Raw genomic sequence first — 24,450 nt, 5'->3', positions numbered from 1 at the left:
CGGGGGGCTGGGTGAAGATCGGGATTTTCGGTGGACCCCTGTCGGGGAAGAGCACGCTCCTTGGTGCCCTCGTTGCCGGGTTCGGCTATGAGATGGACGACACGAGGGCGAGAAAGAGCCCTTTCGTGGTAAGCGTTCCCGATGAGCGGGTCGACTATCTCGAGAAAATATGCAAACCCAAAAAAAAAGTTTACCAGACAGTGACGCTCCTGGAGATCCAACCGGGAAGCGAGTCCCTGATAGACGGCCAGAACGTTTCTTCCCTTCGCGGTTGTGATGTTTTGCTTCTCCTCATACCTCTTTTTCTCTCCAAGACCCCCGATGAGCTATCCCCTTCTGAAGGTGTCCTCGAATCTTGTCGTGAGATAGAAACGGACCTATGTCTTGCAGATTACCTGGTGATCCAGAAGAGGCTCGAGCGCCTCCTGAAAGAGGGCAAAAAAAGCCGCGAACGGGAGCTCATGCAGGACCTTGCCGCAAACCTCGAATCGGGCAGGCCAGTGAGGGATATGGAACTCAGGGAGGATGAAAAAAAGATGGTCTCGGGCTTCAGTTTATTGAGTGAAATTCCAATCATAGCCGTTGTCAACGCGGGCGAAGATGACCTGGAGAATGAATCTTTGAAAAGAGAAGTGGAAAAAATAGAGAGGCGTGGAGTCGACGCCGTCCTTGTCTGCGCGAAGCTCGAGGAGGAGATTATGTGCCTGGATCCCGATGACAGGGAGATGTTCATGCGTGAAGTCGGTATCGAGGGGGTCATGGGGCACGGCATCGTAAAAAGCGCCTACCGCCTTCTCAACCTGATAACCTTCCTGACGGTAAACCCCAACGAAGTGAGGTCATGGAGTATTGTGAGGGGGGCTTCTGCGCGTGAGGCCGCGGGCAGGATCCACAGCGATATGGAGCGTGGATTCATCAGGGCCGAGGTGATACCTTTTAAGGAATTCGTTCAGTTTAACGATATGGCCCGGGCAAAGGCAGCCGGCAGGGTTCGGGTCGAGGGGAAGGACTATATCGTGGAGGATGGCGATATCGTCACGGTAAGGTTCAACGTATAACTTCCGAAATTTTTTGAGAGTTTACGAAAGCCTGAAAGGAGAGAATGTGCTCGCTTTCAGAAAATTGCCACAGGGAACGTTTGGTCGAAAGGACGCAAAGGGCCACGCGGGACTCGATATCGATCCCTCCGCTTTTTGAATTCTCGTCGCAGATGACGAGAAGGTGATAAGGGAGCTTGTAAGCGAGAGGCTAAGAATCGAGGGATATACGGTGGAGGAGGCGGAAAACGGTGAGAGGGCTCTTACGATGCTCAGTTCCGGCACCTTCGATCTCCTTCTGACCGATCTGAACATGCCTGCCCTGAACGGTCCCCAGCTCCTCGGAAAGGCCAGGGAAAACCGTAACCTCGCCACGGTGATCATGTCCGGCAAGGGTGACATTGAAACTGCTGTCGATGCGATGAAACTGGGCGCCTCGGATTATATTTTCAAACCGGTAAATTTCAGGATCCTCATGCACACCATCGAATCCCTGAAAAACGTGTTCCCCATCATAATGCATCATCATGAAAGGTATGACGGGAAGGGATATCCTTCCGGCCTGAGGGGAGGGACGATTCCCCTGGAAGCAAGAGTGCTCGCCATCGCCGATACCTGCGATGCAACGACCTCGAGCAGGGCATACCGGAGCGCTCTTTTGCCGGAAAGGGCTCTTGCGGAGAAAAGCAATTGCAGCGGCTCCCAGTTTGACCCTGACCTTGTCAGGGTATTTATTGATATCCATCCCCGCCTGGAGCTTCCCCCCCCCGCATCTCTCTTCCCCAGTGATCTACCGTATCGGGAAGTACAGGTAGATCAGGGAAAGGAGCAGTGGAATGGTTGCGAGGGACATGAGCGTCCCCGCAAGTATCGTTGATGCGGCAAGCCCCGGATTTTTGTTGAATTTTTCACAGAGGATGAAATTGAAAACAGCCGGTGGCATGCTCGCCTGGAGGAGAACGGCGAAGGCAGAGGTGCCGCTGAGACCAAACAGCATAATTGCGCAGAAGCCGGACAGGATGCCGATCGAAAGACGCATGGTGGCCAGGGTGTAGGAGAGCTTCAGGTCAGTCTTCTCGATGTTCCAGAGGCGGACTCCAAGAGAAAAGAGCATGAGGGGTATCGCCGAGTCGGCAAGCAGCTTTACGGGTCGCTCTATCAGGACCGGGAGGGTAATGTTCAGCCGGTTGATGGCGATGCCGAGGATAGCTGCAGGGGCAAGCGGCAAAAGCAGCGCATCTCCGACTTTTCCCCTTCCGCTCGCCAGGGCTGTGCCCAACGTGTAGTGGACTATCGACATGGTGACGAAGAAGATGGTGGCGACGGCAAGACCATCCCTGCCGAAGGCAAAGTAGCAGACCGGCAGGCCCATATTCCCCGAGTTCATGAATGCCATGGTGAGGGTTGCCGCTGGAGAGCCGCCTGCTATCTTCTTCGAGGAGAAAAAGGAGAGGGCAGAGCCCAGGATGGCGATAAACAGGGAGCTGCCAAAGATAAGGGAAAAATTTTCAAAAGGAAGGGTCCTGTCGGTGAGAGAGTAGAACACGAGGAGCGGGGCGGCCACGTAGGTTATGAAATCGGTGACGAAATGAAGATCCCGGCTCTTCCTCCATCTGGCGAAGAGATAGCCTCCCCCGATAACCGAGAAAACGGGTACCACCACCGCCACGATTTTTGGGAAAATAGCTCCGAGATGGGTTTGCAACTCTCCTTTTCTCCCTCCTCCCCTGGGTGGGTTTGGCCGGCATCATGTTGACTTTGAAATCAGAAGGAAAAGTTTATCCCTATGCCAGCAGCAGTGTCCGTTCCGGCTTTCAGCTCCAGGAATATGTTTGCTGAATCCCCGATATTGAAAACGAGACCCGGGGTGATAAAGAGATCCAGGTCATCGTCGTCAGTGAGAGAACCCCCTCGCGCGGCCACCTCCATGCCGAGGGTTCCCCGAATAACCAGAGCGGTGGCAGAGGTGAGAGTCTTCTCGCCTACGGGCCCTATGAAGAACTCGTTCAGGGCCCGCCGCGACTTCAGTATGCTCGAAAAGCCGGTTGCCAGGTAGAGGTCGAAGGGGAAAGAGCCCTCGAAACCGAAGATCCGCACATTTCCGTCCACCCCCAGATATGCGCCGGTCCCCTCGTTCCTGCCTTTTTTTATCTCCACTGCCCCTCCTTTGAGTCCCACCTCAAAGGTGCCGGCCGGCTTTGTTCTCACCTGGCCGAAATAGTAGGAAAAATCGTCTGCGAAAGAGGTGAAGAAGCCGGCGGTGTTTCTCCCCGAAGAGAAGTCAAAAAACCTGTTCGACGAGGCGGTGGAATTTCCGACGCAGAAAGTTGCCGTTAAAAAGATAAAAGCGAGGGTGAAAGAGGCTTTTGCTCTCATTATCTCCTCCCCCTTTGACGGGATGAAGCAAGGTGACCTTCCCCCAGTCCGTGGGCGATCCCGTTAAAGAGTCCAGCGAGGTATCCATGGCCCTGTTGGCAATATATAATATACTGATGCTTGAACCAATGGGGAATTTCCTCATAGGAGGAGTTGCCATGGCGAGGGCGGGGACATTGGCCGCAGTTTTTGTCCTGTCGTTTTGTGTAACCCTCCATTACCCCCTTCCTGCGGAAGGTGCTTCCGTGAGGGAGCCCGCCTGGGCCGGCTCTTTTTATCCCTCCGATGCGCAAGAACTGAACGGTATGATACAGGGCCTCATGGAGGAGGGTAAAGAGGTTCCCCTGCAGAGCAAGAGGATTGCCGGTATTATCGCTCCCCATGCGGGATACGTCTACTCCGGGAGGACTGCCGCGAGGGCCTACAGGGAGATAAGGGGAAACCGCTATGACCTCGTCGTTTTACTGGGGCCCAGCCACTTCCTTCGCGTGCAAAGGGCCGCGATCATGCTCGAGGGAGCATTCAGGACCCCCCTCGGGCTGGTGAACATCGACAGCCGCGCTGCTCGCGATATCCAATCCCGCTCTCCCGGCCTGTTTGAAAGTTCCCCCGCGCTCTTTGTGAGGGAGCACTCCCTCGAAGTGCAGCTTCCCTTTCTTCAGGTAGCTCTCGGTGACTTTTCCTTCGTTCCCATCGAAGTGAACGCGATCGAGAGGAGCCTGCTGGAAAAGGTAGCCGACGCTATTTTCAGCGCGGTACGGGGGAGAAGGGTCCTCGTCGTGGCGAGCACTGACCTCTCACATTACAAGAGCCGGAGCGCGGGGGAAGTCCTCGATGGCGTGTTCAGGAAAAGGGTGCAGGATCTAGACGACGGCGGGCTCATCCGTGATCTCAAGGAAGGGAAGTGTGAGGCATGCGGAGGCGCCGCGTCGGTGCTGGCACTCATGCTGTGGAAAAGGCTGGGAGCCGCGTCGGTATACATCACGGGGTACGCAGATTCCGGGGATGCAACGGGAGATACCGCATCGGTGGTTGGCTATGTATCGGCGATCGCACTGAAAAGTGGTGAGAAGACTTCCCAAAGGAGGGGAACGATGAAGGAAGGGGAACTTGGCGGCACCGGTTACCTGAGCGAAGGCGAGAAAAGGGAACTCCTCGCAATAGCCAGGAAAACCATCAACGAGTTCGTTCAAATGGGGAATATTCCCGATGTCGAGGTTTCGAGCGAGAAATTGAAAGCCCCCGGCGCGGCATTCGTCACGATAGAGAAAGGGGGAAAACTCCGGGGTTGCATAGGGTACACGAAGGCTCACTATCCCCTCTACCGGACGATCATGGAGTGCGCCGTCTCATCCGCTACTGAGGATCCACGGTTTCCGCCGCTCACACCCCCGGAACTTGCGAGCATACGTGTCGAGATATCCGTGCTCACTCCGCTTGAAAAGGTTGAGGATATATCGGGCATTGAGGTGGGCAGGCACGGCCTCATGGTCTCGAGAGGGCACAAAAGGGGTCTGCTTCTTCCGCAGGTGGCAGTAAAAAACGGATGGGACGTCGAAACGTTTCTCTCCCAGACCTGTGTCAAGGCGGGGCTTCCCTCCCTTGCCTGGAAAAAGGAAGTTGACATTTATTCCTTCGAGGCGGAAGTATTCGGTGATGATGAGAACCGGTGAATGACATGGGATCCAGAGTTGCGGAAATCAGCGTCAAGAGCCCCAAAAAGGCAGCTTCCTATGATCCCCGGGACATGTCGGTTGCTTTGAAAAGAGGGCTGGAAATGCTCTCCGGAATGGGGTGGAAAAAGTATCTGGCATCCCGCTTCGGAAAGAGGGCGAGAGTTTCCATCAAGGTAAATTGTCTCGGAGTGCCCGGTATACAGACGAGGATGGCAGTGGCGTACGGAATCGCCGATCTGCTGGTGCAGGCGGGGCTCTCCGAAAGCAACGTTACCGTATGGGACAGGCAGAATGATGAGCTGGTCCGGGCCGGGTTCAGATTGAATTACAGCTCCTCCGGGATCAGGTGTTTTGGGACGGACACCTACGGCGTTGGCTATGAAAGTAAACTCACGGTCAACGGCGAGGTGGGAAGCCTCCTCTCCAGGATCCTCACCAGGATGAGCGATTTCGTCATAAGCGTTCCCGTTCTCAAGGATCACATTCTCTGCGGTTACACGGGGACGATGAAAAACTTTTTCGGGGCGATCCACAACCCGAACAAGTATCATATGAACGGCTGCACCCCCTACATACTGGACCTCTTCAGTGCCCCGGTGGTCAAAAACAGGGTTGTCCTCTCAATCCTGGATGGAACTTTCGTCCAGTGCAACGGCGGTCCCTCCTTCAACGCCAGGTGGAGGGAGGAGGGCCGTGTTCTGTATGTAGCCGAGGATCCCGTTTCGCTCGACCAAGCCGGCTACGAGAAACTCGAAGAGCTCCGCAGGTCGAGAGGGCTTCCCTCCCTGCGGGAAGAGAAACGGTTTCCCCAGTACATATTCGATGCCGCCCTTCCGCCGTATGAACTCGGAGTGGCCGGTGAAGGTGTGGAAACCGTGAGGGAGGTGGTGGGATTGTGAAAATATCGAGGAGACAGTTTTTCACCGCATGCGGGACCTGTGCCGCCTCTCTGATCGTCCCCCGCCCGGAGTCCTTAAGGAGGATGGCGGCAGCAACGGGCGACGCCATTGCCTTTTCCCTGTCTTCTGATCTATCGGATAGAGAGGCGAAATATTACGAAAGGAAACAGGGGCTCGAAATCGAGTGCCTTCTCTGTCCCCGGAAGTGTCTCGTCGGCGACAGGGAAAGGGGTTACTGCGGGGTGCGGGAAAACAGGGCGGGGAAATATATGACCCTCATCCATTCCCGGCCCTGTACCGTCCATGTCGACCCCATCGAGAAAAAGCCCTTCTTTCACGTCTACCCGGCAAGCAGGGCCTTTTCAATGGCCACAGCCGGGTGCAACGTCAACTGCAAGTTTTGCCAGAACTGGGAGATTTCCCAGTCAAGGCCCGAACAGACGCGAAACTATCGTCTCTCTCCGGAAGATATCGTAAGGAGGGCGAAGGAATCCGGCTGTATGACCATAGCGTATACCTACAGCGAACCCGTCGTGTTTTACGAGTACATGTACGACTGTGCCGTTGCCGGCAACGAGGCGGGAGTGGACAGCATTGTCGTAACGGCCGGATACATTCAGGAAAAACCGCTGAAGGAGCTCTTGTCAAAGGTCCTCGCGGTAAAGGTTGATCTGAAGGCCTTCGAAGAGGAGTATTACAAAAAGATAGTCCGTGGCGAGTTGAAGCCCGTTCTCGATGGGCTCGTAAGCATTGCCTCCTCGGGCACATGGCTGGAGATCGTCTATCTCGTGGTTCCCACCCTCAACGATGACCCCGATCTGTTAAAAAAAATGGCGGTCTGGATAGAAAAAGAGCTGGGGGCACATGTGCCTCTCCACCTTTCACGCTTCTATCCCCAGTACCTTTTGAGAGACCTACCACCCACGCCCGTGTCTACCCTGAGAAGGTTGAGGGAGGTATGCATCGATGCGGGCCTCAAGTATGTTTACGTGGGGAATGTCCCGGGAGATCCGGGAGAGCACACCTACTGCCCCCGGTGCGGGAAAAGGGTAATTTCCCGTCTGGTCTATTTCATTGGTGAAAATCACGTTCAGAATGGAAAGTGCGCCCACTGTGGTGAAAAAATCGAGGGTATATTCGAAAAGAAGGCATGAAAACTGCCCTGTTTTCCATTCTCCTGGGCTTTTCAACGCTCCTGTCGCAGGTCGTTATCCTGAGAGAAGTTTTTTCCCAGTGCGGTGGGAACGAGGTGGTCTACGGTATGGGGCTGGGCCTGTGGCTGCTCTCCGGCGGTGCCGGCGCCCTTTCCTTCCGGGAGGGCGTGAGGCCTTCATGGAGGCTGATCGAAGCTCTCGCCTTCGCCATTCCCCTTCTCGCGCTGCTGGGCGTTTTGTTTACCCGCGGGGCGCGTGTCATCGTGGGAATCTTGCCGGGTGAGGCGCCACCGTTTGACCTCGTTCTCCTCGTCACCTCCGTTCCCCTCCTCCTTCCCTCCCTTGCCGGTGGCATGCTCTTTCGGCAACTCTCGCTCACTGACGACCCCCGGGCCGGGAAGAGCAGCGTCTTTTTCTATGAGGCCATCGGCGCATCGATTGCGGGTGTGCTCTCCCTCATTCCATATTGCATCGAGGCGGGCCCCTATTTTTTTCTTTCCGTCTGTCTTCTCTCGAGCGCAGCGGCAATTATCCTCGTCCGCCGCGTTCTGAATGGGGTGGAGCTCTCCCTTGTCTCCCCTTTTCTGCTGCTGCTTGCGTCACTTGCTTTGCTTCTTTGTTCGCGCTATATCGATTCCCTCACCTCTGCCTGGTCTTTTCGCGGGTTCGAACACACCCATTACAGACAGACTCTGACGGGAAGGTTTGACGTGACCACTGATGGGGAACAGAAAACATTCTATGCCAATTTAAAGAGGGAGTTCGTTTCCGGGGACCCTGTTTTTTCCGAGGAGATGGTCCACTTCCCGGCATCGTTTGGAAAGACGCCTCGCCGCTTTCTCCTGATAGGCGCCAGCCTTCTGCCACTTGTCCGGGAGTGTGAAAAATATGGGGACGTGAGCGTGTCCGTAATCGACGCTGACTTCCTGCACGCCGAGAGTGTCATTGCCCAGATCGGTGGCAAGGGTCTCGCAGAAGTGTATGTTCCCGAGGATCCGGTGCGCTTTTTCAACGGGGGGGGAAGAGAGTACGACGTCATCATCCAGGCGCCGGGGTTGCCTGTAACCCTCTCTTCGCTCCGGACATTGCGGGCATCCTTTTACAGGAACCTTTCCGGAGCTCTCGCAAAGACGGGCATCTTGTTCGTAAGACTTCCCTTCGGCGGGGACTACCTCGGCGATGATTACGTCCATATCCTGGATTTTCTTCATTCCGCCATGCTCGGGTCTTTCGGCGCCCTTCGCATTATCCCCGGTGATGAGTTTTCTTTTATCGCTTCACCCTCCCTTCCGGTCGATAAGGCAGATTTCGACGTGGTGGCGGGCCGGTTACGGTCAAGGCATTTGAAAAACGTCTACTTCGTCCCGGAGATAGTCCCATTCCGGATGGATGGCAAACGGGAGGCATGGGCTCGGTCACTTCTGACCGGAAGGGGTGGCGGGGGAATCTTCGACCAACTCCCGGTAATCCACGGGCTCTCCTCGGTTTTTTCCCAGCACCCAGACATTGCCGACAGGGCGATCGTCAGGCTTTTCAAGATTTCCCCTGCCATGATTTTGCTTTCCTTTCTTATGTTTTACGCCCTCTTTTTTTTCGGCACCACGGCCCTGCTGGGAAGAGGCTTTGCCCAGGCGATACTCTTTTTCTCCGGAGCCCTGGGGATACTCGTTGAGGTATCCCTCATATTTGCCTTTCAGATGGCTTTCGGCAGCGTGTACACCCACATCGGTCTTCTTTTCTGCTCCTACATGGTGGGGCTCGCAGCGGGGTCTTCCGGGGTCCTCGGAAGCGTAAAGAAAGCTTCTTTCGCCATGCTCGCGGGGACGGTGCTTTCGGCCATACTCGTATTGTGGGTCTTCGGAGGGCAAAACGGTGTTCCCCCGTCCCCGCTCTTTTACTTTGCCCTTTTTGTCACGGGATCGGGCGGAGGGGGGCTTTTTGCCGGATCGGGTCACCGCCTGGGTTCCTACAGCCGCGCCTATGCCCTTGACCTTGCCGGTTCGGCATCGGCCGCCTTCACCGGCGCTTCATTCCTTCTTCCCCTCTGCGGCGTGGCGGTGGGTTCCCTCGTAATCGGTGCCTTGTCGCTCTTCGTCCTTGCAATGTCTTTCCTTCTCTCTTCGAGGGGTTGATTCCCCGTCTTGCTCAAGGGGTGCGTAGCCGGCGGGAGATGTCGGGTGAAGGTTATGCTCTTCACCGTCAGCTGTTTTCCTCGGCGGGGCCGTCGTGGCGCTCGACTCTCGAGTAAATGGCAATTTCGTATCCGAGGACGTCAACCTCGTATACGACATCATCAAGTTCAACGGAATAGAGTCTGCCCGATTCCATAGCCTCTTCGTGCTCACCTGTTCCGAACGCCTCCTGCTCTTCCAGATAGTCGATCAGGGATCTTACTTCAACGAAGGTCAGGTCGATGGCGGTAATGAGGTTATAGATTTTTTCCCTGTGGAGAATGGGGTAGACGTCATATGCATCATCCATCGGGCTGTCTCCAAACGCCTTGCTTATTTTTTTATCGTAGTATAATTTTTTCAATAGGGGGGAGAAAAAGGAACCAGCAGTGCTAGTAGGAGATATCCTCGAACACAATGCCCGTGTTTTTCCCGAAAAAGAGGCGGTCGTCTGCGACGATGAGGTGCTGACATACAGGCAGCTGAAAAAGAGGGTGGATTATTTAACCGCTCTCTTCCGTGAGATGGGGGTCCGGAGAGGCGAACCCGTGGCGGTTCTCACCCGGAATTCCCCCCGGTACGTGGAGATACTGTTTGCGCTTGCGGGAATGGGGGCGATCACTTCCCCGCTCAACTTTTTCCTCTTGCCCCCGGAACTGATCCGGATCTTGCAGGACCTTGAACCGAGGTTCCTTTTCTTTGAAAAAAAGTTCGTGGACTCGGTAGATGCAATAAAGGAATATTGCCCTTACCTGGAGAAATTGGTTTGTATAGACGGGGATGTGTCCGGCTATCCTCCCCTGGCTGCCCTCATGGGGAGGGGGTACCGAAGCGGCGCCGCAGGAGATTTTTTGGATGAAAGCGATGTGGCGTTTATCTCTTATGCAGGGTCAATCGGGAAAAACCCCAAAGGGGCGCAGCTCACCCACAGAAATCTTATGTGCGCCTCTTACTTCTCCGCACTGGAACTGAACATCTCACGCAGTGATGTGTACCTGTCAACGGCTTCGCTCCCCTTCCTTGCCGGTGCGGGGAGGATGATGAAGTTTTTCCTCCCCGGCGCAAAAGTGGTAATCATGAGGATTTTTGAGCCGGAACTGGCACTGAAGCTCATTGAGAAGCATCGCGTTACGCAGCTGCTCCTCGTTCCGCAGATGATGGCACAACTCGCCTCCGAGGCGAGAAAAGGTAAACACGACATCTCTTCTCTGAAAAAGATTTCCTACAGCGGTATCATCCCGGTAGACCCCTTACTTCTCAAAGAAGCGATGTCGATATTTCATTGTGGCTTCGTCCAGTCCTTTGCACAGGTTGAATCGTCGGGGAACATAAGTTTCCTCAACGTAAACGAAGAAATGGGGAGGGACGACGCTGTTGGTTTGAGGAGGCTTTCCTCGATCGGCAAGGAGGCGGTCGGGATTCGCGTAAAGGTCATCGATTCTTCGGGGGTGGAAATCGTGCCGAACATGGTGGGAGAGCTTGCAGTCAGGGGACCCACCGTTATGAAAGGTTATTACAATGACCCCTATCTTACCGCGGAGAAAGTTAAAAATGGCTGGCTTTACACCGGTCACATAGCTTCGATTGATGAGGGTGGCTATATTTACGTCATCGACAGGCTGCGGGATATCATAATCAGGGGAGGAGTCCCCGTTGATCCCGCTGAAGTCGAGGAGATACTCTTAGAACACGGAGCCGTCGATGATGTTTCGGTCATCTCAAAACCCGATTACGAATGTGGTGAGGTGCCGGTGGCGATAGTCGTGCTCAAAGAGGGGGCTACCATCGAAAAGAGCGAGATTCTCGCATATGCCAGGAGCAATATGGCGCCTTTCAAGGTCCCCGCTTCCATCGAGTACACCGAGAGTCTGCCGAGAAACAGCCAGGGGAAAATTCTCAAAGCGAGAATCAAGGAAGATATGAAAGGGCGTGGTTTCTTACACGACAAGTCAACTGGCGACGCGGCAGCCATTGCGTCAGCTGATCCTTCTAAAGCTCAGTGACCTGATAGAACCCGTAGAAAAGAGCCGCAGAATTCTGCGGCTCTTTCCACTTACCTTGAAGAAACGATCAGCAGGTGTGTCTCCCCTTCGGTTGGATTTTTCCACCTGTGGGGCATGGTACTCCTGAAGTAGATGCTGTCCCCCTCTTCGAGGCGGAAGATTTTCCCGTCCATATCGATCTCGATTGCCCCCCGAAGAACGAGGAAGAAATCCTCCCCGCCGTGATTTGCATAATCGGCGCCACTACCTGCCCCGGGTTGCAATATGCTAATCATGGGATGAAATTTCTGGTTCGGCAGCCCACTTCCGAGGCTCTTGAACTCAACGTTCCTGATTTCCGTCGCGATCGTTTCGCGGTTTTCACTCTTTGTGAATATATATTCCTTTTCTTCCTCACCGAGAAGAGAACTCAGCGATTCACCCAGGGCCCGTGCGATGTTCACGAGGGTTGAAACTGTCGGGGAAGATACGTTTCTTTCGATTGCGCTTATTGCCGTTGCGCTCATACCACTCTTATCCGATAGTTCCTGTAGGGTTAATCCCTTGCGCTTTCTTATGCTCTTGATTCTTTTTCCTACATCGATGGATTGGATGCTCATACTTCCTGACCTCCTTTTTTATTGAGGCTGTCGGCGGACTTACCCGATCTTATATGAGGTAAAAAGTTTGCTCGTTATGTCGTTTACTCCAACTGTTAGAACGGTTGCCTAAAAAAATTTATTTATAAAAATGAAAAATATTCAGATTAACTTTATTATAGCACCATATATTTCAGGGCGAGAAAAAATATTCACAATTCTGCAGCGTAAAAAGTAAAAATTACCCGTTAGGGTATTGCAAATAAAAGGCATAAGAGTTTACAATTGCGAGAATGCCCGACGAGTGGGGGAGCGAAAAAGAGTGTCGGCGTCGACAGGGTCCGTTATCACCGATATCGTCGAAGACAAGGATTTTTTCAGAGGGCTCTTGATGCAAGGGCCCGTTGATCAGAGGGAAGATGGAGACCGCCGCGGCAGAGGCGGGAACTTTGTGTGTGCCTGATTCGGAACTGTCTGGAGACTGCATTATATCGAGCGTGTTCAACAAAAAAGTTGTGACGGTAGCGGCCAGTGAGGCTGCAGAAGGTGCACACCGGACAAAAGTTGCCGGGAGATAGCCGAAGACCTGCGGGGAAACGAACCTTTATCCAGGGAGTCTGAGGGCTGGGAACATGGAGAGAACAATTTTTAGGGAATATGACATCCGGGGAGTCGTTGGAAAGGACCTCGAGGCAGAAAGCGTCTTTAAGATAGCCAGGGGTTTTGCCGCGTACTGTTCGCGGAAAGGGGTGAAAAAACTCTCCCTTGGAAGGGATGTGCGCCTGTCATCCCCTGATTTTCGCGAAGCGATGATACGGGGTCTTACCTCCTCGGGCCTGGATGTCGTGGATATCGGGGTGGTGCCGACCCCTCTTTTGTACTTTTCGATAGTAGAGCTTCAGACCGACGGTGGCGTCATGATTACCGGCAGCCACAACCCCCCCGAGTACAACGGTTTCAAACTATGCGTCGGGACCACGGCGATCTACGGGGAGATGATTCAGGAAGTGAGGGAGGTAATAGAACGGGCCGAGTTCATGGATGGCGAGGGGTCCCTCAGGAATGAGGACGTGATTCCCCTCTATATCGAGAAAATAAAGGATAACGTGAAGATCGAGGGGAAGGTGAGGGCCGTTGTCGACTGCGGGAATGGAACTGCAGGCCTCGTGGCCCCCTCCCTTTTCAGGGAGATCGGCGTCGACGTCATTCCTCTTTTCGAGGAACCTGACGGAAACTTCCCCAATCACTTTCCCGATCCCACGGTGCCGGAGAATCTGGAAAAGCTCATCGAAAAGGTCAAAGAGACGGGAGCCGACGTAGGCGTCGGTTACGACGGGGATGCAGACCGGATCGGCGTGGTGGATGAGAGGGGGAATGTCATATTCGGGGATTATCTCCTCGTCATATTCTCCCGTGAGCTGCTCACGAGAAAACCGGGCGCAACGATTATTTCCGAGGTCAAGGCATCCCAGAACCTCTTCGACGACATCCGCAAACATGGCGGGAATCCCGTGATGTTCAAGACCGGCCATTCCCTGATAAAGAACAAGATGAAAGATGTGGGGGCTGAACTGGCAGGGGAGATGAGCGGGCACATATTTTTCAAGGACCGGTATTACGGGTTCGATGATGCGATCTACGCTTCGGCGCGGCTCTTCGAAATATTGTCGAAGGCAAAAGACCCCCTTTCATATCTCCTCTCAGATCTCCCCGATCTCTTCTCAACTCCCGAGATAAGGATGGAGTGTCCCGATGAGGATAAGTTTGCCGTGGTTGACGAGGTAAGGAAGCTGCTCTCGCCCGAAGCGAAGGAAGTGATCACCATAGACGGAGTGCGGGCGCTGTTTGACGGCGGCTGGGGACTTGTTCGGGCCTCGAATACACAACCCGTGCTGGTGCTGAGATACGAGGGGGTAAGTGAGGCGGAGGTTGAGAAAATAAGGTCCACTGTTTTGAAGGCGGTGAAGGCGGCCATGGAAGCAAGAAAGGCTCGGGACTAGAAAGCTTTGCTCTCCCAGAAAATTTTATACGCCATATTCCTCGGCTTACTGCAGGGGGTGACCGAGTTTCTGCCCGTTTCCAGCTCGGGGCACCTCGTCCTTTTCCAGCGACTCTTAGGGCTAAAGGAGCCGGAGCTCTTTTTCGATGTCCTACTTCACCTCGCAACCATGGCAGCCACGGTCTGCTTCTTCAGGAATGAGCTTTCTGAAATAATCGGGTCGGGAGCGAGGAGGGAAAAGAGCGGATTGACCTATCTGTCCTACATACTCGTAGCTACGATTCCCACCCTCCTGATCGGGTTTGCCACGGCCCACAATTACGAATCTATCTTTGCCTCCTTGAACGTGGTCAGGGCTGGCTTCTTTGCCACCGCACTCATCCTCGTCGTGCCATCTTTTCTCCCTCACAACCCGGCAGGGGAGGTTACGGGCCTGAGAGCCCTCCTAATCGGGACGATGCAGGGACTCTCGGTCATTCCCGGCCTTTCCCGCTCGGGGTCGACGATCATGACGGGCATTATATTGGGGGTAAATCAACGATCATCCTTCACATTTTCCTTTATCCTGTCGATCCCGGCGATTGCAAGCGCGGTGGGTCTGCACGTTGCCCAGGGAAAGTTTTTTACGACTTTTCCCGTTCCGGCCATGTTCCTTGGTTTTGCGGCAGCTTTCTTTTCGAGCTACCTGTCTCTTGCTATACTGAAAAAAGTGGTCATGAGAATGAAGATGCACTTTTTCGGGTATTACCTTCTCGCGCTCACCCTCTTCACCTTCGCTTTCTCCGGGTAACGCAGGTGTCCCGAAATAAGGAGAAACGGGTCAAAAGGTTTTCTCTATGACCAAGCATGATGAGATGAAAGTCAGGGAGGAAAACAGGAAGATACGCTATTTGCGGATTCTCGTCGACCTCAATCTCTGGCTGATCATGTCGGGAGATGTCTCTCTGGAGGACGCCCAGAGAATGATCACCCGTCTGAGAGAAATATCTGAAAATCTCTTTCCCGGAAAAGGTTACGTTTTCGACCTGGTATACCTGCCTCGCTTCAGACGGGCGATAAAGGGGGCCTTCAACAGGGTAATCCAGTGAATCGTTTTCCATTCCCGGTTTTTAAGCAGTCACGCCCGTTGCCGGCGAGCTTGCTCATAATAGGGAATTGAAGGCAGAGGCGCGGTGTCGCTGGCTGTGCCTTATGCCAAAACGAAAAGTCCCTGCACATCTATGAGAACTCTTTTTCTTCCCCGGGAGCGAGGACTTCTATTTTCACGTCGGGAGACATGAGGGCGGCCTTTTCCACGAAGCTCTCCGCCGTCTGATCCAGAATGGGGAATGTGCCGAAGTGCATCGGTATCGCAATCCTGGGCTTGATCAGGCTCAGTGCTTTTGCTGCCTGCAGCCCGTCCATGGTGAATACGGAACCCACGGGCAGGATGGCGAGGTCCACGCCATACAGCTCCCCGATTAGCCCCATCTCCGAGAACAGGCCCGTGTCGCCGGCGTGATATATGGTGAACCCATCTTCGAGCTTTATCACGAAGCCGACGGGTGCCCCGAGGGTGCTGGAATGGAAGGCCTGAACCATCGTGAATGAAATGCCGTCAATGCTCACGGTCCCACCAATGTTCATGCCGTTTCCGCCGTGCAGGATCTGGGATTCGGGAACGCCCTTCTGTTTCAGGTCGACGGCTATTTCGAAAATGCTTATCACGAGGGCCCCCGTGCCTTTTGCCACTGAGAGGGCGTCACCTGCGTGGTCGAAGTGGTCGTGGGTGACGAGCAAAAAATCCCCCCTCCCGAGAGCCGTTTTGTCTTCTTTCGCCTGGGGGTTTCCCTCGAACCAGGGGTCGATGAATATCACCTTGCCTTTTGGAGAGGTTATCTTAAATCCGGAATGACCGAGCCACTTTACTTTTGCCTTTGCCATCTCATCCCCTCCTTTCCCGTTTTTTTACGTCTTATATCGATTGTATGTATCCCCCTTTTCTTTCGCAAGGACTTATCTCTTTCCATGCAGAAAACCTCTTTGAACCTGAAGAGTTGGAATTGCAAGGCACATCGCTTCAGTGGTAAAAGGATACTATGGCAGGCGCCTCCACTATTACGGTCAAGGCCCCCGTCAGGGTTGACATCGCGGGGGGAACCCTCGACGTATATCCGATCTATAACGTAATCGGGTCATCCCTCACGGTGAACTTCGCGATCAATATGTTTTCCCGGGTAACCTTGAAAAAAAGGGTGGAGGAGGGGATCCAGATCAACTTCGGCAAGGGAGAAAAACGGGAGTTCGAGAATACCCATTCCCTCGAAAACAAGGGGCGCCTCTCGGTTATCAAACATGTATTCGAGTATTTTCCCCCGTTTGGAAACTTTGTCCTTACCTTCGATTCGGAGGCTCCCCTGGGATCGGGGCTTGGCGCTTCGTCATCTCTTATCGTTGCGCTTCTCACCGCGACCGGGTTTTTTTCGAACAATCTCGTCCCACTGAAGAACCTGTTTCTCGTGGCATCTGAGATAGAGTCTTCTCTGATAAAAATGATGACGGGAAAACAGGATTATGTGCCGGCAGTTTACGGCGGGCTGAACGTAATCAGATTTTCCCCGGGAAAGACCCAGCTGGTAAATATCAAGAAAGACAAGGCGGAATGCCGGTTCCTGGAGGAATACGGGTTTTTGGCCTTCACGGGCGTTTCCCACGTGAGTGCCAATGAAAACTGGCTTCTTGTGAAAAAACTGCTCGATGGGGGAAGGGGGGGAGAGGAAAAGTTTGTACGGCTTCTTTCACTTGCGGAGTATGCCTCGGTTGCCATCGCCGACAGGGACCCTGCGAGGCTTGGCAAGATAATCGACGATGAATGGCAGGTGCGGAAAAGCCTTTCGCCGAATGTAACCGTTGGGGTTTTCGAAAAATTTACGCGCAGTAGAGAGGTGAAAAAAGTGATCTTCTCGGCGAGGCTCTGCGGAGCGGGCGGGGGAGGAACCATGTTCGGAATCCTCAAAAGCCCCGGCTATCGCCGGAGGGCATCAGAGCTCGCAGAAAAAGCCGGATTCATCCCCATTCCTTTTTCCATTTCCGGCGGACTGGAGGTCAGGGTTGGCGGAAAAAGAGTCGAACCTCTATGATGTGATCATTATTGGTGCCGGTCCTGCCGGTCTCTTTGCTGCCCTCGAACTGTCGGGGAAGCTGAACGTTCTCGTTCTGGACGGGAAGAAAAGGGCAGGGGGTGCGGGGACGCTCACAGACGGTAAGCTCAACTTGACCCCCTTGATCGGCATGGACCTCGATGAGCTCACACTCGACCATTCCGGGGCGCAGGAGATAATCGATTACATCGATTCGGTATTTCTCGATTGCGGTGCAGACCCCACGCTCTATGGCGTCGATGAGATGAAGATCGAGTGGTGGCTCGAGAAGGTCTCCTGGGTGCAGCACCAATACGAGGATGGCAGGTTCGATGTCAGCCTCGTGCCGGCCCGCCAGAGGCACATGGGTACCGATATGACCTGTCTCGTGATAGAGAACCTGGTGAAAAAAATCATGGCTGGCGGGGTTGTGTTTGCGATGGGGGAGATGGTCAGGTCGGTGCGCCGGGATGCGAGCTTCGTTGTAGAAACGGAGGGAGAGAGATACTACTCGCCCATGGTGGTGGCGGCACCCGGCAGGGAGGGTGCCTACTGGTTCAGGGAGGTGGCCAGAGCTCTGGGAACGGAAATGCAGTTTGGCCCTATCGATATCGGGTGCCGTATCGAGGTATCGGCTTCGGTGATGGAGGAGATAACGTCGGTTCTCTACGACCCCAAATTTCACTTCGTTACACCCACGCACCGGGACATGACGAGAACCTTCTGCACCAATCCCTTCGGGAGGGTAAGGATCGAGAAAAATCAGGACTACGTCCTCGTCAACGGGGACGCCTTGAAGAAAAAGAAGACCAAGAACACGAACTTTGCGATCCTCAATACGGTCACCATGACCGAGCCGGTGCAGGACACGAAGCTCATGGGTATCAAAATTGCCGAGTTTGCCAATTTCTGGGGGGGCTCGAGGAGCGCAATCGTACAGAGGCTGGGTGACCTGCTCGGCGGCTCCCGCTCGAAGAAGGAGACATTTTACTCCCGGGACAAGGGGTATGACAAACTGGAGCCCACACTGCCCCCGGGCAGATATGTCACCCCCGGTGATGTTTCTTTTGCCTACCCGGGACGCATCGTCGACAACCTGAGGGAGAGCCTGGGCCTCCTCGGCAAAGTCCTCCCCGGAGTGCTCCATCCCTCGGCGCTCATCTATGTCCCCGAGATAAAGTATTATGACACGAAGTATGTGACGGGGAGGGACATGCAGACCTCGGTTGAGGGACTTTACGTTGCCGGAGACGGTGTGGGTAAGTCGAGGGGAATTGTCGGCGCTGCGCTAAACGGCATACTCGCCGCGAGGGGAATCCTGGCATCCCGGGGTTAGGTTCTCCCCGCCGCGAGGAAGACCGTCATGAGGAGAAGGATCAGGGATGAAACGGCGAGGCTGAGAAGGAACAGTTTACGCTTCCCTGACCGGTAGCTGTCGAACATGACGGTGAGCAGGCCGATGAGCGGGCAGAGTATGATCAGGTAGACTCCCGCATTGACGGCCACATCCCCGAACCGGGACTGGAACCTGTGGATGATCTTTCCGGCAATCATCGCAGCGATGGAAAGGTAGAGGGCAACTCTGAATAAAAAAGCAAGCTTCCTGCCTATTTTCTCTTCCATGTCACCCCACTCCCATGATCAGGAACCTGGCGGAAAAATAGAGGAGAAGCAGTGAAAATGACACTCTCAGCACTTTTTCCGGAATTTTCTGCATGATACGTGCCCCCTGGCTTGCCCCCAGAAATATTCCCACCACGAGGGGGGCTGCGATATAGGGGTCGACATCGCCCCTGAAGGTGAATACAAGGGTGCTCGTTGCCACGGTTATCCCGATCATGTAACTGCTCGTCGCGATTGCCTCTGCCATGGGGAAATTGAGGAGACGGTGAAGAAGGGGGACCTTGATGAGGCCGCCGCCGACACCCAGCGATCCGGAAAGTATCCCTGCAAAGAACGAGACCGCGTCTGCCACACGGCCCCGGTTCCGGGAAAGGCCGCTTTTAAATGCTGACTGCTTTCCCACCGCCCCTTTTTTTCTCAGCATGGTAAAGGAAACATACACGAGTATTACGGCGAATGCGGTCTGGAGGACCCGGGGGTTTACGGTACCGGCAAGATAAGCGCCTATTGCCGCCCCCGTGACTGTTGCCGTTTCGAGCCGTATCCCCGTTTCGATGTCGCACAACCCCTTTTTCAGGTAAGACGATGCTGCAGAGAGGGATGTTGCCAGCACGGCTATGAAGCTCGTGCCGATGGCAATTCTTATCGGTACCTTGGCGAAAAGGACCAGGACCGGCACGACGATCACACCGCCGCCAATACCCAGGAGGGCGCCGAAGGTACCTGCGACGAAACCGGCAAAGAACAGAGCAAGGTCCATCATCATCCGGGAGGATTCCTGGGATCGAGAATTTCGATACCTTTTTCCTCGAGGGCTTTCTTTATGGGCAGTACGTTCAAACTCGCCACCCTCAGGTAGACTATTCTCTTTCCGCGCAGAGGGTGAGGTGTTGTGATGAGGCTTATCAGGTTTGTTTTGAATCGTTTTATGATGTTTATCACTTCAGCCAGCGTTCCCGCTTTGTCATCGACCACAACTTCCAGGCGCTGGCTTACCTCGTTTACCCCGAGAGCCTCGATGAAGGCGTCGAGAACGTCCGTTTTCGATATGATACCGGCGAGCTTCCCCTCGTCGGTCAGGACGGGGAGTGAGCCTATCCTGTGGTCGTGGATGAGGATGACGGCGTCCTCGAGGGTATCGTTCACGTTCGCCACGATGGGATTTTTCGTCATCAGCTTCGTTACCTTCGTTGTCTCGAGGATTTCCCTGATTTTTCCCTCCTCCATTTCTCCGAGGAGGATAAGGGGCATCGTAGCGGAGTCAATGTCTCTCTTGGATATGATGCCAACGATTGTATCTCCGTCCATTACCGGCAGCTGGTTTACCCCGTGCCTCACCATCTTGCCCTTCGCCTCGATGAGGCTATTGTCCTTGTTCACGGTGACGACGCTTTTTTTCATTCTTCGCCGGACAAACATTTCTCCTCCTTTCCAAAAAAAACCAGTTCCTCGAGGTGCATGCGGACTGATGCTCTCAATGCTTCCAGATGGTATCCCCCTTCAAGAATCGATACGACTTTTCCGCTCGAGTAGTCTCTTGATGCCTTGAGTGTCAGGGCGGTTAACTTTCTGAAGCCCTCTTCGGTCACTGTCATATCGCTGAGGGGATCCTTGTTGTGAGCGTCGAATCCCGCCGATATGAGGATCAGGTCGGGTGCGAATTCTTTAATGGCGGGTATGACGAGAGATTCCATGGAGTGGATGTACTCGCTGTCGCCTGCCCCGGGGGGGAGGGGGATGTTCATCGAGTATCCGCTGCCCGGCCCGCTGCCCCTTTCCCACCTCCTCCCCGTTCCGGGGAATATGAAGGTGGGGTGCTCGTGAATAGATACGTAGAAAACGGAAGGGTCCTTTTCGAAGATCTCTTGCGTTCCATTTCCGTGATGGACGTCCCAGTCCAAGATCATGATTTTCTCCAGACCCCATTCCCTTTGCGCGACTCTTGCGGTGATGGCGATGTTGTTCAGGAGACAAAAGCCCATTCCCAGGCCTTCCGCTGCGTGATGCCCTGGAGGGCGGACGGCGCAGAATGCTCGCTCATGGGACCCTTCCAGGACAGACCTGGCCCCTCCGATACACCCCCCCGCCGAAAGAAGGGCAATCTCGTAGGAGAATGCGTTTATGTAGGTATCCTCGTAGTCAAACCAGGAGTTCCCATTTTTGCAGGCGGTTTTGAGTTTTTCAAGGTATGCAGGAGAGTGCACGAGGGTCACCTGCTCGATGGGGGCAGGCTCAGGGTGAATCTTGTCAACATACGCTGCAAGGGGAGAATTTTCAATCAGATTGCCGATGACTCTGACTCTGTCGGGACATTCGGGGTGGTCGCAGGCAGGGTAGTGTTTCGTGTAATCGGGATGGGTTACGAATGCGATTTTTTCGCTCAAAACATTCACCCGTAAGAAGAGTCGAAAGATAAGGGATTGTAACATATCAGAAAGTCCGAGAGATACAGGAGTTTGGGAATCGAAGCTGTCCGGTGGGGTTTCAGAACTCTCTCGATTTCGGATCCACGGGTATCTTTTCCCCGGCCCGGAGATTATGATTTATAAAAGTCTTCGGGATTCAGGCGTTCTGGCGCATACGCTCCAGGTTTGTCGCCTGTCTCCTTTTCACTTTATCGTATTTTGGCGTTATTATGTAGATAATGGCAAATCACCACCTCTATCGCTCTCGGAAATCGAGGTTTTTTTGTTTTGGTGATTGGCGAGGAGGATGTTCACGTGAAGGTCCGGGGTATGGGGAATGACCTTTTCCACCTCGAGGAACTGGGGACAAATGTAAAGACGGAAATTACCGCGGGAGTCACGATATTCATGACCATGGCTTACATAATTTTCGTGAATCCGGCAATTTTGTCGGCTGCCGGCGTCCCGTTCACGGGAGCGGCAGTGGCTACCTGTATCGGCGCGGGGCTCGTCACGTTTTTGATGGGGGCCATGACGAACTACCCGCTCGCCCTTGCGCCGGGGATGGGGATAAACGCCATCGTCGCATTTACCATCGTGGGTGCGATGGGTTATTCCTGGCAGGTTGCTATGGGGGTCGTCTTTATCGAAGGAGTTATCGTTCTCGCGCTTTCGCTGTCGAAGCTAAGGGGGATGGTGATGGAGGCGATTCCCCTTCCTCTCAAGCATGCCATCGGCGTGGCGATCGGTGTTCTCATAGCTTTTATCGGCCTCGTGCAGGGAGGGATCGTCGTAAAACACCCTGCCACGATCGTCGCACTGGGAAACGTTACCGCGAAAGAGAGCATCCTGACGGTCGCCGGATTGCTGATCACCACCATCCTGATAACGAGGAGGGTGAGGGGGGCGATTCTCATCGGCATTCTGACGACCGCGCTGCTCGGGATGACGCCGATCTTCGAGCTCATCCCCCTGCCCGGCAGGTTTTTCAGCCTTCCCCGGGACTTTTCGACTTTTCTTGCGCTGGATGTCAGGGGTGCTCTCAGCCTGGCCCTTGCGCCGCTGATCTTTTCCCTGTTCATGACGGACTTCTTCGATACCATGGGGACGGCCATCGGCATCGGCGAGAAAGCCGGCTTCCTCGACGATGAAGGAATGATACCCCGCCTGAAGGAACTCCTCGTCGTCGATTCGATCGGGGCCGTAGCCGGGGGACTTTTCGGATGCAGCTCGATAACCTGTTACATCGAGAGCGCCTCGGGAGTGACGGAGGGCGGGAGGAGCGGATTATCGGTGATCGTCACCGCATCTCTCTTTTTCCTCTCCCTCTTTCTGACCCCTCTTATCTCGGTTATAGGAAAGGGGGTCCAGGTTTCCGAGGGAGTCTACCGGTATCCCGTCACGGCGCCGGCCCTGATCCTCGTGGGATTCTTCATGGTCTCCCTGGTCTCCGAGATTGATTTCAGCGATTTCGATACGGGCATTCCCGCATTCCTGACGATAATCATCATGCCCCTGACGTACAACATATCCTACGGCATCGGCTTCGGGTTCATCAGCTACAGCCTCATCAAGCTTTTCAGGGGAAAGGTGAAGGAGGTACACCCGGTGATGGCTGTTGCATCACTTTTCTTTGTAATCTTTTTCCTGATCTCCCCGGGAGCATAAATGGTCCGAAAGAAACCGGATATCGCAACGCTGGTCGAGACGGCGCGGGGTGACCGGGAGGCGGACCTGGTCATTGAAAATGGGACCGTAGTCGACGTGTTCAGGAGAAAACTGTGCAAATCCAGCGTTGCGGTCAAGGATGGTTATATCGTCGGTCTCGGAGACTACCGTGCGCGGGAGGTCATAGATGCAGCGGGCATGTACGTGGCTCCCGGGTTGATCGATGGACACACCCATATAGAGAGCACCTTCCTCTCGCCCCAGGAGTTTGGGCGCCTGTGCCTTACTTCCGGGGTTACGTGCGTTGTAGCCGACCCCCACGAGATCGCAAATGTTTTTGGCCTTCCGGGAGTTTTGTGGATGATCGATATGGCGCGTCAATCACCGGTGAGGATTTATTACTCCTGCCCTTCCTGTGTTCCCTCATCCCCCCTGGAGTCACCGGGAGGAAAGATTGGGCTGAAGGACATGGCGATACTCAGGGGGTACAGTGAAGTAATCGCCCTCGGCGAGGTCATGGACTATCAGGGGCTGACGCTCGGAAAGAGAGATCTCATAGAGAAGGTGAGACTCTTCCAGGGGCTTCCCCTCGAGGGTCATGCCCCGGGACTGAGGGGAAAGGCCCTGTCGGCATACAGGGTAACCGGCGTGTCTTCGGACCACGAGACGGAGGACCCGGAGGAGGCCGAGGAAAAGCTTTCGAAGGGTTTTCACGTGATGGTTCGGGAAGGGTCGATTGCGCAGAACCTGAAGGCCCTCTATCCCTTCATCGAAGAGTACCAGGGAAACAGCCGTATCTCGATTGTATCTGACGACCTCAATGTTCTCGATATGGCAGATGGAAACTACCTGGGCAGGGTTCTCGCCCAGGGAGCGAGGATGGGGATCGACCCGATCAATCTTCTGTGCATGGTTACCCTGAACACGGCCATGAGGTTCAATCTCACGAGCCTTGGTGCGGTTGCGCCCGGGTACCGCGCGGACCTGGTTATCTACGAGGACCTTTTTGAGTTTGTCCCGCACAGGGTGCTGGTGGGGGGAAGGGTTCGGTACCTGTCTGGCGAACCGGTAGCGGAGGCAGATGCTCCGTCGATCATGGGGACAGGGAGGACTGTTCACCTTCCTCCCGCATTCTCTCCAGAAACCTTCAGGGTAAAGAAGAGGAAAAAGAGCGTAAAGGCAATAGAGGTGATTCCCGGCCAGCTGAAAAACGAGATCGTTACCCTTCCCGGGGATGTTTTTCAGGGCAGGTATGCCTCGAGTGTGCTGGCATGGGACCTGGTGAAAGTGTGCGTCATCGAGCGCCACGGGGGTACCGGGAGGATTGGTAAAGGGTTTGTCAGGGGGCTGAATCTTCGCGCTGGCGCCATTGCGCTCACATTTGCCCACGATGCCCACAACCTGGTGGTGGCCGGTGCGTCGGACGATGAGATGTTTGCAGCGGCGGGGCTTGTCGCCCGCATGGGAGGGGGGATAGCTGCCCTGAGCGGCCGGGGGGAAAGTGCCCGTCTTCCCCTGAAAGTGGGGGGAATCGTTTCTACCGCGAGGTATGAGAGGGTTGTTTCGGAAACGAAGAGGGTGAAAGGGGTATGTGAACAAATCTCCCCCCTCGGCATCGACCTCGTCAATATCCTTTCTTTTATCGCCCTTCCCGTGATACCGGAGGGCAGAATCACGGATAAAGGTTTTATCGACGTGCGTGCATTCAGAAAGGTTCCGATCTGGGCGTGAACTGCCTGCTG

Annotated in this window: 23 protein-coding genes; 14 read left to right on the top strand and 9 right to left on the bottom strand. The window is 54.5% G+C overall.

The annotated features are described in order from the left end of the window. Window positions 1-11 precede the first annotated feature (11 nt). Window positions 12-1,058 (top strand): redox-regulated ATPase YchF, encoded by a 1,047-nt coding sequence (ychF, locus tag GTN70_07855; GenBank protein NIO16899.1) that lies wholly within the window; start codon window positions 12-14, stop codon window positions 1,056-1,058. A 139-nt stretch (window positions 1,059-1,197) separates the two neighbouring features. Further along, complete coding sequence (locus GTN70_07850; GenBank protein ID NIO16898.1) at window positions 1,198-1,914, top strand: response regulator; 717 nt, start codon at window positions 1,198-1,200, stop codon at window positions 1,912-1,914. On the opposite strand, the gene GTN70_07845 is transcribed toward GTN70_07850, so the two are convergent. Further along, window positions 1,828-2,742: a hypothetical protein gene (locus GTN70_07845; protein NIO16897.1), complete on the bottom strand. Its 915-nt coding sequence runs from the start codon at window positions 2,740-2,742 to the stop codon at window positions 1,828-1,830. The two genes, GTN70_07850 and GTN70_07845, sit on opposite strands and share 87 nt — an antisense overlap. Window positions 2,743-2,801: 59 nt before the next feature. Beyond that, entirely contained in the window at window positions 2,802-3,413 is a 612-nt protein-coding gene (locus GTN70_07840) for a hypothetical protein (protein NIO16896.1), read from the bottom strand. A gap of 158 nt (window positions 3,414-3,571) precedes the next feature. Here GTN70_07840 and amrB point away from each other — a divergent pair, with 158 nt between their 5' ends. Genes amrB through GTN70_07820 form a run of 4 tightly spaced genes read left to right on the top strand, consistent with a single transcriptional unit; the run spans window position 3,572 to window position 9,274 of the window. Beyond that, window positions 3,572-5,086, top strand: a complete 1,515-nt coding sequence (gene amrB / locus GTN70_07835) for an AmmeMemoRadiSam system protein B (protein NIO16895.1) — start codon at window positions 3,572-3,574, stop codon at window positions 5,084-5,086. 5 nt (window positions 5,087-5,091) lie between these two features. Beyond that, entirely contained in the window at window positions 5,092-5,988 is an 897-nt protein-coding gene (locus tag GTN70_07830) for a DUF362 domain-containing protein (GenBank protein ID NIO16894.1), read from the top strand. Next, the gene (amrS, locus tag GTN70_07825) at window positions 5,985-7,142 is read left to right on the top strand and encodes an AmmeMemoRadiSam system radical SAM enzyme (protein NIO16893.1); all 1,158 of its coding nucleotides are present in this window, start codon (window positions 5,985-5,987) and stop codon (window positions 7,140-7,142) included. Before GTN70_07830 ends, amrS begins: the two co-directional genes overlap by 4 nt. After that, entirely contained in the window at window positions 7,139-9,274 is a 2,136-nt protein-coding gene (locus GTN70_07820) for a hypothetical protein (protein NIO16892.1), read from the top strand. The genes amrS and GTN70_07820 overlap by 4 nt, the downstream gene beginning before the upstream one ends. A gap of 67 nt (window positions 9,275-9,341) precedes the next feature. On the opposite strand, the gene GTN70_07815 is transcribed toward GTN70_07820, so the two are convergent. Continuing rightward, window positions 9,342-9,623, bottom strand: coding sequence for a hypothetical protein (locus GTN70_07815; protein NIO16891.1), 282 nt, complete (start codon window positions 9,621-9,623; stop codon window positions 9,342-9,344). Between the two features lie 79 nt (window positions 9,624-9,702). Here GTN70_07815 and GTN70_07810 point away from each other — a divergent pair, with 79 nt between their 5' ends. Continuing rightward, window positions 9,703-11,316 carry an AMP-binding protein gene (locus GTN70_07810; protein ID NIO16890.1) on the top strand — a complete coding sequence of 538 codons (1,614 nt, stop codon included), beginning with the start codon at window positions 9,703-9,705 and terminating at the stop codon, window positions 11,314-11,316. Between the two features lie 50 nt (window positions 11,317-11,366). On the opposite strand, the gene GTN70_07805 is transcribed toward GTN70_07810, so the two are convergent. Further along, the gene (locus GTN70_07805; GenBank protein ID NIO16889.1) at window positions 11,367-11,915 is read right to left on the bottom strand and encodes a cupin domain-containing protein; all 549 of its coding nucleotides are present in this window, start codon (window positions 11,913-11,915) and stop codon (window positions 11,367-11,369) included. Between the two features lie 611 nt (window positions 11,916-12,526). Here GTN70_07805 and GTN70_07800 point away from each other — a divergent pair. The 3 genes from GTN70_07800 to GTN70_07790 are packed head-to-tail and all read left to right on the top strand — an operon-like array spanning window position 12,527 to window position 14,981. After that, complete coding sequence (locus GTN70_07800) at window positions 12,527-13,894, top strand: phosphomannomutase (protein NIO16888.1); 1,368 nt, start codon at window positions 12,527-12,529, stop codon at window positions 13,892-13,894. Window positions 13,895-13,951: 57 nt separating this feature from the next. Beyond that, window positions 13,952-14,683 (top strand): undecaprenyl-diphosphate phosphatase, encoded by a 732-nt coding sequence (locus GTN70_07795; GenBank protein ID NIO16887.1) that lies wholly within the window; start codon window positions 13,952-13,954, stop codon window positions 14,681-14,683. Between the two features lie 46 nt (window positions 14,684-14,729). Beyond that, the gene (locus tag GTN70_07790; protein ID NIO16886.1) at window positions 14,730-14,981 is read left to right on the top strand and encodes a hypothetical protein; all 252 of its coding nucleotides are present in this window, start codon (window positions 14,730-14,732) and stop codon (window positions 14,979-14,981) included. A gap of 130 nt (window positions 14,982-15,111) precedes the next feature. On the opposite strand, the gene GTN70_07785 is transcribed toward GTN70_07790, so the two are convergent. Continuing rightward, complete coding sequence (locus tag GTN70_07785; protein NIO16885.1) at window positions 15,112-15,816, bottom strand: metal-dependent hydrolase; 705 nt, start codon at window positions 15,814-15,816, stop codon at window positions 15,112-15,114. A gap of 155 nt (window positions 15,817-15,971) precedes the next feature. Here GTN70_07785 and GTN70_07780 point away from each other — a divergent pair, with 155 nt between their 5' ends. Further along, complete coding sequence (locus GTN70_07780) at window positions 15,972-17,012, top strand: hypothetical protein (protein ID NIO16884.1); 1,041 nt, start codon at window positions 15,972-15,974, stop codon at window positions 17,010-17,012. Continuing rightward, entirely contained in the window at window positions 16,984-18,348 is a 1,365-nt protein-coding gene (locus GTN70_07775; GenBank protein NIO16883.1) for an FAD-binding protein, read from the top strand. The genes GTN70_07780 and GTN70_07775 overlap by 29 nt, the downstream gene beginning before the upstream one ends. On the opposite strand, the gene GTN70_07770 is transcribed toward GTN70_07775, so the two are convergent. From GTN70_07770 to GTN70_07755, 4 genes are read right to left on the bottom strand one after another with little or no spacing between them, the layout of a single operon-like run. Then, a complete protein-coding gene (locus tag GTN70_07770) occupies window positions 18,345-18,635 on the bottom strand; it encodes a hypothetical protein (GenBank protein NIO16882.1) in 291 nt (96 codons plus the stop codon). The genes GTN70_07775 and GTN70_07770 overlap by 4 nt on opposite strands. Window position 18,636: 1 nt before the next feature. Continuing rightward, complete coding sequence (locus GTN70_07765) at window positions 18,637-19,401, bottom strand: TSUP family transporter (protein NIO16881.1); 765 nt, start codon at window positions 19,399-19,401, stop codon at window positions 18,637-18,639. After that, window positions 19,398-20,054 (bottom strand): CBS domain-containing protein, encoded by a 657-nt coding sequence (locus GTN70_07760; GenBank protein ID NIO16880.1) that lies wholly within the window; start codon window positions 20,052-20,054, stop codon window positions 19,398-19,400. Before GTN70_07760 ends, GTN70_07765 begins: the two co-directional genes overlap by 4 nt. Further along, a complete protein-coding gene (locus GTN70_07755; GenBank protein ID NIO16879.1) occupies window positions 20,033-21,019 on the bottom strand; it encodes a histone deacetylase in 987 nt (328 codons plus the stop codon). Before GTN70_07755 ends, GTN70_07760 begins: the two co-directional genes overlap by 22 nt. A gap of 351 nt (window positions 21,020-21,370) precedes the next feature. On the opposite strand from GTN70_07755, the gene GTN70_07750 reads away from it, so the two are divergent. After that, window positions 21,371-22,708, top strand: coding sequence for an NCS2 family permease (locus GTN70_07750; protein NIO16878.1), 1,338 nt, complete (start codon window positions 21,371-21,373; stop codon window positions 22,706-22,708). Beyond that, the gene (ade, locus tag GTN70_07745; protein ID NIO16877.1) at window positions 22,709-24,439 is read left to right on the top strand and encodes an adenine deaminase; all 1,731 of its coding nucleotides are present in this window, start codon (window positions 22,709-22,711) and stop codon (window positions 24,437-24,439) included. Window positions 24,440-24,450: the final 11 nt, after the last annotated feature.

The sequence above is a fragment of the Deltaproteobacteria bacterium genome, assembly GCA_011773515.1.
Classification (GTDB): Bacteria; Desulfobacterota; Deferrimicrobia; order J040; family J040; genus WVXK01.
Note: the sequence above shows the minus strand (reverse complement) of the source record. Positions and strands in the feature narration are given on the sequence as shown.

What these genes read in the sequence shown, in the direction of transcription:
- GTN70_07840 (NIO16896.1), bottom strand. Translation starts at nt 3,413, where the DNA reads ATGAGAGCAAAAGCCTCTTTCACCCTCGCTTTTATCTTTTTAACGGCA.
- amrB (NIO16895.1), top strand. Translation starts at nt 3,572, where the DNA reads ATGGCGAGGGCGGGGACATTGGCCGCAGTTTTTGTCCTGTCGTTTTGT.
- GTN70_07830 (NIO16894.1), top strand. Translation starts at nt 5,092, where the DNA reads ATGGGATCCAGAGTTGCGGAAATCAGCGTCAAGAGCCCCAAAAAGGCA.
- GTN70_07820 (NIO16892.1), top strand. Translation starts at nt 7,139, where the DNA reads ATGAAAACTGCCCTGTTTTCCATTCTCCTGGGCTTTTCAACGCTCCTG.
- GTN70_07815 (NIO16891.1), bottom strand. Translation starts at nt 9,623, where the DNA reads ATGGATGATGCATATGACGTCTACCCCATTCTCCACAGGGAAAAAATC.
- GTN70_07805 (NIO16889.1), bottom strand. Translation starts at nt 11,915, where the DNA reads ATGAGCATCCAATCCATCGATGTAGGAAAAAGAATCAAGAGCATAAGA.
- GTN70_07800 (NIO16888.1), top strand. Translation starts at nt 12,527, where the DNA reads ATGGAGAGAACAATTTTTAGGGAATATGACATCCGGGGAGTCGTTGGA.
- GTN70_07790 (NIO16886.1), top strand. Translation starts at nt 14,730, where the DNA reads ATGACCAAGCATGATGAGATGAAAGTCAGGGAGGAAAACAGGAAGATA.
- GTN70_07785 (NIO16885.1), bottom strand. Translation starts at nt 15,816, where the DNA reads ATGGCAAAGGCAAAAGTAAAGTGGCTCGGTCATTCCGGATTTAAGATA.
- GTN70_07780 (NIO16884.1), top strand. Translation starts at nt 15,972, where the DNA reads ATGGCAGGCGCCTCCACTATTACGGTCAAGGCCCCCGTCAGGGTTGAC.
- GTN70_07770 (NIO16882.1), bottom strand. Translation starts at nt 18,635, where the DNA reads ATGGAAGAGAAAATAGGCAGGAAGCTTGCTTTTTTATTCAGAGTTGCC.
- GTN70_07765 (NIO16881.1), bottom strand. Translation starts at nt 19,401, where the DNA reads ATGATGATGGACCTTGCTCTGTTCTTTGCCGGTTTCGTCGCAGGTACC.
- GTN70_07760 (NIO16880.1), bottom strand. Translation starts at nt 20,054, where the DNA reads ATGTTTGTCCGGCGAAGAATGAAAAAAAGCGTCGTCACCGTGAACAAG.
- GTN70_07750 (NIO16878.1), top strand. Translation starts at nt 21,371, where the DNA reads ATGGGGAATGACCTTTTCCACCTCGAGGAACTGGGGACAAATGTAAAG.
- ade (NIO16877.1), top strand. Translation starts at nt 22,709, where the DNA reads ATGGTCCGAAAGAAACCGGATATCGCAACGCTGGTCGAGACGGCGCGG.